General features: G+C 38.5%; 1 protein-coding gene and 1 pseudogene. Both read left to right on the forward strand.

The genetic code is table 11. The features are described 5' to 3' along the window. Window positions 1–72 precede the first annotated feature (72 nt). Window positions 73–441: pseudogene (locus B7695_RS11395) on the forward strand (hypothetical protein); the annotation flags it as partial. A 521-nt stretch (window positions 442–962) separates the two neighbouring features. Next, window positions 963–5565 (forward strand): Rib/alpha-like domain-containing protein (locus B7695_RS03625; RefSeq protein WP_142358855.1); only part of this gene is annotated, 4603 nt, incomplete at its 3' end.

The following is a 5565-nucleotide window of genomic DNA, read 5'->3' on the forward strand; positions in this document are numbered from 1 at the left end:
CAAGTGAACAATTGGGAATGACCGTCGCTGAGTTTGAGGAGCTATTGAAAAACCATCATAAATAAGACCTAAAAATACAGAGAAACCAGCAAAGACGAGGTTCGCAAGCCGTGGTTGGAGTTTTTTGGGAATAAACCCTTTACCCAACAACCCGAGCGAGCCATCAGCCAGGCAGACCAACTGCTAGACTACAAGAGCTGGTCCGAGGAGGACAGGAAAATGTTTAGTCAACTACGTATGCGAGAAGAACAAGCCTTATTAGCGCATGACTATGCCTTGGAACAAGCTGAAGAAAAAGGCTTAGAACGTGGTCGCGTAGAGGGCATTGAACAGGGATTAAAAGTAGGTTTAGTAAATCTAGTCCGTCAAGGCCTTCTGACAGCTGAGGTTGCAAGTGAACAATTAGGAATGACCGTCGCTGAGTTTGAGGCCTTGCTATAAATGAGAATGGGGACATGTTATCGAACTAGATAGCATGTTTTGTTTTAGGCCAATAGTTAATACTTGTTTTCGTTTTTTAAACTCATACTCTTCGAAAATCTCTTCAAACTAGGTCAGCTTCCATCTGCAACCTCAAAACACTGTTTTGAGCAGCCTGCGGCTAGCTTCCTAGTTTCCTCTTTGATTTTCATTGAGTATTACTTGAGTTATAATTATATATATGTAAAATCTTCTGCAATTAAGTATAAATCGCAACTAAAATACAACAGTATAATATTGTGATTAAATATATATTAAAACGTAAAAAAATGCAAAATAAAACTGTCTGAAAATTCCTTACTTTCCCAAAACGCTTTTTTTTTTTTGCGAAAATTTTAAATAAAATCAGTTGCATATATATTGAAAATAAGATAGAATATGAGTGAGGGTTTCTGCATACACAAGAGAATAGTGCTTATTCTTTTTAAGTAATAAATTTTGTTATGTAGAAGCTAAAATAATTAATTCCAAAAGGAGAAAAAATGGAACACAAAAACTCTATGAGTCGTGTTGAACGTTTGCACCGTGAAAAGATCACGCGTTACTCGATTCGTAAATATAGCTTTGGAGCGGCTAGTGTAGCGGTCGCTGCTCTTTTCATGTTCTTAGGTAATGGAGCTGTATCAGCTAATGAGCTAAGCAAACAAGATACACCATCTGTAGAAGCTTCAGCGCCAGCCTCTGAAGACAAACCAACTTCGGAAGAGGCTACTACTAAACCAGCAGAAGCAGTAACACCAGCTTTGAACAAAACTCAACTTGAAAGCTACATTTCAGAAATTGAAACAAAACTTTCTAACGGTTCTTACGCTAACAAAACGGAAGAAAGTGTTGCAGTATTAAAAGCTGATTTAGAAGCTGCAAAAACTACATTAGCGAATGCAACTACTCAAGCTGAACTAAAAAAAGCTTACAATAAACTTGTCACTACAGTTAACACTAAATTAAAAACTAAACCTGTAGAGAAAAAAGAAACTCCAGTAGTAGACACTACTAACGGAAAAGAAACTGTAGGTAAAAAAGCAGAAAACACTGAGAAAAAATCAGAATCTAACTCAATCGAAAACACAGGATCTAATGATCCACGTAATCGTCAAGCGATTCCAACGGGAATTCAATTTAGGGCGGAAGTTGCTGTTTCAAAAGATACAAATGCGGCACCAAATGGTCATAGTGATACCTATATCCTTAATGACGTTAATCGTCAAACGGAGCCATCTGAGGCTGCTCGTATAACTTCTCGGGTAACAAATTATAAAGTTAGATATCACAAAGATGCTAATGGGAAAATTACTTCGTTAGATTGGCTTGTCTATTTTAATAACTATTCAGAGAATATACCGGATACGTACCATACTGACGCTGGGGAGCTTTACCGTAACTATATCCAGATTCCTAAAGAAGTGAATATGCCGGATACGATTACGCGTGCACAGTATGCGAGTCCGCGAAATCCTAAATTCTTCCCCGGTGAGAGACTACCTCGACGTTACAAACCGGATGGTAAGCCAGTTAGCGAGTCTTCAACGTTTGACAATCCAACGCCAGACATGGCTTCAGGTCTACCAAGAATAGGTGATCCGGAGACTTTTAATCTAGCTGATTGGCCTGATGGGGGTAAAGGGCGTTATATAGAAAATCTTAGTACTCAACTGCCTAGATATTTTAAGGATGCGGCATCAGATAGTTCTCCAGGAACTCGAGATATACTAAGGGCGGCAGCTATAAATGGAGACCGATTGATTGTAGACCGTTCAACTACAGGTGGTTCTAGTTATAATAGCTATGTATGGAGCTTTACAACAACAGTTCCTAATGACACAACTAATGAACAACTGAAAGATATGAAGGTTGTGTTTGGGATGATGCGTAGTGCCACTGCAGGTGCCAATGCAGCTTTTGCCAACGTTGCAGCTAACCCTGTGAAAATGTGGCAGTCTGATGTTTCCCCTGAACCAACAGCGAAAGATCAAACTGTAAAAGTTGGTCAAAAACCAGATGCGAAAAAATCAATTGGAAACTTTGACACTCTTCCACAAGGAACAACAGCAGAATACACAACAACTGTAGATACATCGAACCCAGGAACCGTAAGACCAACAGTACGTGTAACTTACCCAGATACATCTACAAAAGAAGTTCCTGTAAATGTAATTGTTGAAAATGAAACAGTAGCAGCGCCAGTAGTGAATACAAACGCTAACGCTAGAAATACAGTTCTTTCAACTGACGAGGAATTAACAGGTACAGGAACACCTGGTGCAACTATCAAAGTGACTGTTAAAAATCCAGAAGGAACAACAGTAATCTCAGAAAAAACAACACAAGTTGGCGCTGATGGAAACTGGAAACTTCCTTTAGATAAAGGATTGAACAGTAATGAAGTTTTAGGTGGTAATGCAGCATCAAATGCATTCTATGCTCCTAAAAATAAAGTGGAAGTTACGCAAGTTGTCAATGGAGTATCTAGTGCAGCAACAGCGGTAACAGTATCAGAAGGTGGGTCTACTATCTTGCCATCAGCCGCAGCTAAGGATGGAAAGAGCGTTGTAGCAGGAGCTAAAGAAGTTACAGTTACAATTCCGCATGATGCAGGTATTGCATACTTCTGGTATACAAACAAAAATGATAATTCTAAACCACAAATTGATATTAAACGTGAAGCTGATGGTAACTTTGTGATTTCTGGCAACAATGCTGGAAAAGCAACAGTTAAAAACGTTGTTAAGGGTAACTTCTCTGATACTGTTACATTAACATTAACAGAGCCAGTTAAAGAAGGTGCTAACCTAGAAATCATTCCTCACAACGGACTAGCTACAAAAGGTACTTACTTAGGTAGAGCTAATATTCCAGTAACAAACGAAAAACCAGTAGTATCATCTGCAACAGATTCAGATGTAACGACAGTAACTGCAGGTGGAACTGTAAATCTTTCAACTCTAGCGAAAGTAACAGACCATGAAGATGACCAAAATGCTACATTAGGAACAAAAGGTACACCAAGAGTAGTATCTATTAATGGTGATACAAGCAAAACAACTCTTGAAGCAGCAGATTTAGCAACACCAGGAACATATACTGTTAAATATAAAGCAGTAGATAGTCAAGGTAAAGAATCTGACGAGTATACACATACGGTAACTGTTCAAGCTTCAGCGCCAGTAGTGAATACAAACGCTAACGCTAGAAATACAGTTCTTTCAACTGACGAGGAATTAACAGGAACAGGTACACCTGGTGCAACTATCAAAGTGACTGTTAAAAATCCAGAAGGAACAACAGTAATCTCAGAAAAAACAACACAAGTTGGCGCTGATGGAAACTGGAAACTTCCTTTAGATAAAGGATTGAATAGTAACGAAATTTTAGGTGGTAATGCAGCGTCAAATGCATTCTATGCTCCTAAAAATAAAGTGGAAGTTACGCAAGTTGTCAATGGAGTATCTAGTGCAGCAACAGCGGTAACAGTATCAGAAGGTGGGTCTACTATCTTGCCATCAGCCGCAGCTAAGGATGGAAAGAGCGTTGTAGCAGGAGCTAAAGAAGTTACAGTTACAATTCCGCATGATGCAGGTATTGCATACTTCTGGTATACAAACAAAAATGATAATTCTAAACCACAAATTGATATTAAACGTGAATCTGATGGTAACTTTGTGATTTCTGGCAACAATGCTGGAAAAGCAACAGTTAAAAACGTTGTTAAGGGTAACTTCTCTGATACTGTTACATTAACATTAACAGAGCCAGTTAAAGAAGGTGCTAACCTAGAAATCATTCCTCACAACGGACTAGCTACAAAAGGTACTTACTTAGGTAGAGCTAATATTCCAGTAACAAACGAAAAACCAGTAGTATCATCTGCAACAGATTCAGATGTAACGACAGTAACTGCAGGTGGAACTGTAAATCTTTCAACTCTAGCGAAAGTAACAGACCATGAAGATGACCAAAATGCTACATTAGGAACAAAAGGTACACCAAGAGTAGTATCTATTAATGGTGATACAAGCAAAACAACTCTTGAAGCAGCAGATTTAGCAACACCAGGAACATATACTGTTAAATATAAAGCAGTAGATAGTCAAGGTAAAGAATCTGACGAGTATACACATACTGTTAAAGTAAATCAAGCTCCAACAGTAGAAGTGCCATACTCAAATGCTGCTAAACGTCAAATTTACATTTATACAGGTGAAAAGACTGATTTAACATTCACCGGTAAAGACGAAACGACAGTAAAAGATTTATATCTACGAAATAAAGGTCAAGATGAAAGTGATAACGCTAGTGTTTATGGCTTTACTATAGGAAAGGTAACTAATGGTGCTGTAGCATCTGGGGATGGAACTGTATCCGATAATAAGAAAACAGCTACTATCAAGATGGTTGGAGTAACAAATCTGGGAGCTGGGCAAAAGTGGACAAGCTTTATCGAGGCTAAAGATAATGACGGTGTTAAATCTATGCCAGCAAATGAAGCCTATAATGTTGAGAATGACTATGAACTTCGTCGAAGAAAACCTGGGTATGTTGAATTTATCGTTAAATCTCAGACGGATAAGTACGATATCAAGGCACCAACTGAAAAAGTTGAGGTAGCTAATCCAGCTAACGTAACAGCAGGTGACTTAGATAAAATCAAAGAAAAACTGCAACTTGAGTACAAGCAGGATAACGACGACGCGAATATAGCAAAAAATACTCCAGTTGATAAAGATGGTAAGATTAAATCAGTAACAAAAGATGACCAAGGAAATCTTGTAGTAACCTATACAGATGGTTCTACAGATACAAAACCATTGTCAGAATTTGTAACTAAAGATACAACAGCACCAGCTAAACCAGTTGTAGAAACAGATCTAACAGGTAAAGCCGGAACTAAAGATCCAGTAGTAGTAGACGCAGAGCCAGGATCAACAGTTAAATTACTAGACAAAGATGGTAATGAACTTGGAGAAGCTGTAGCAGGTGACAATGGTAAAGCAACTATCACACCAACGAAAGATATTCCAGCAGGAAATGTAACAGCGACAGCAACAGACCCAGCAGGCAACGTATCAGAAGCAAGTGAACCAAAAG

The sequence above is a fragment of the Streptococcus mitis genome, from assembly GCF_002096845.1.
In the GTDB taxonomy this organism is placed as follows: domain Bacteria; phylum Bacillota; class Bacilli; order Lactobacillales; family Streptococcaceae; genus Streptococcus; species Streptococcus mitis_A.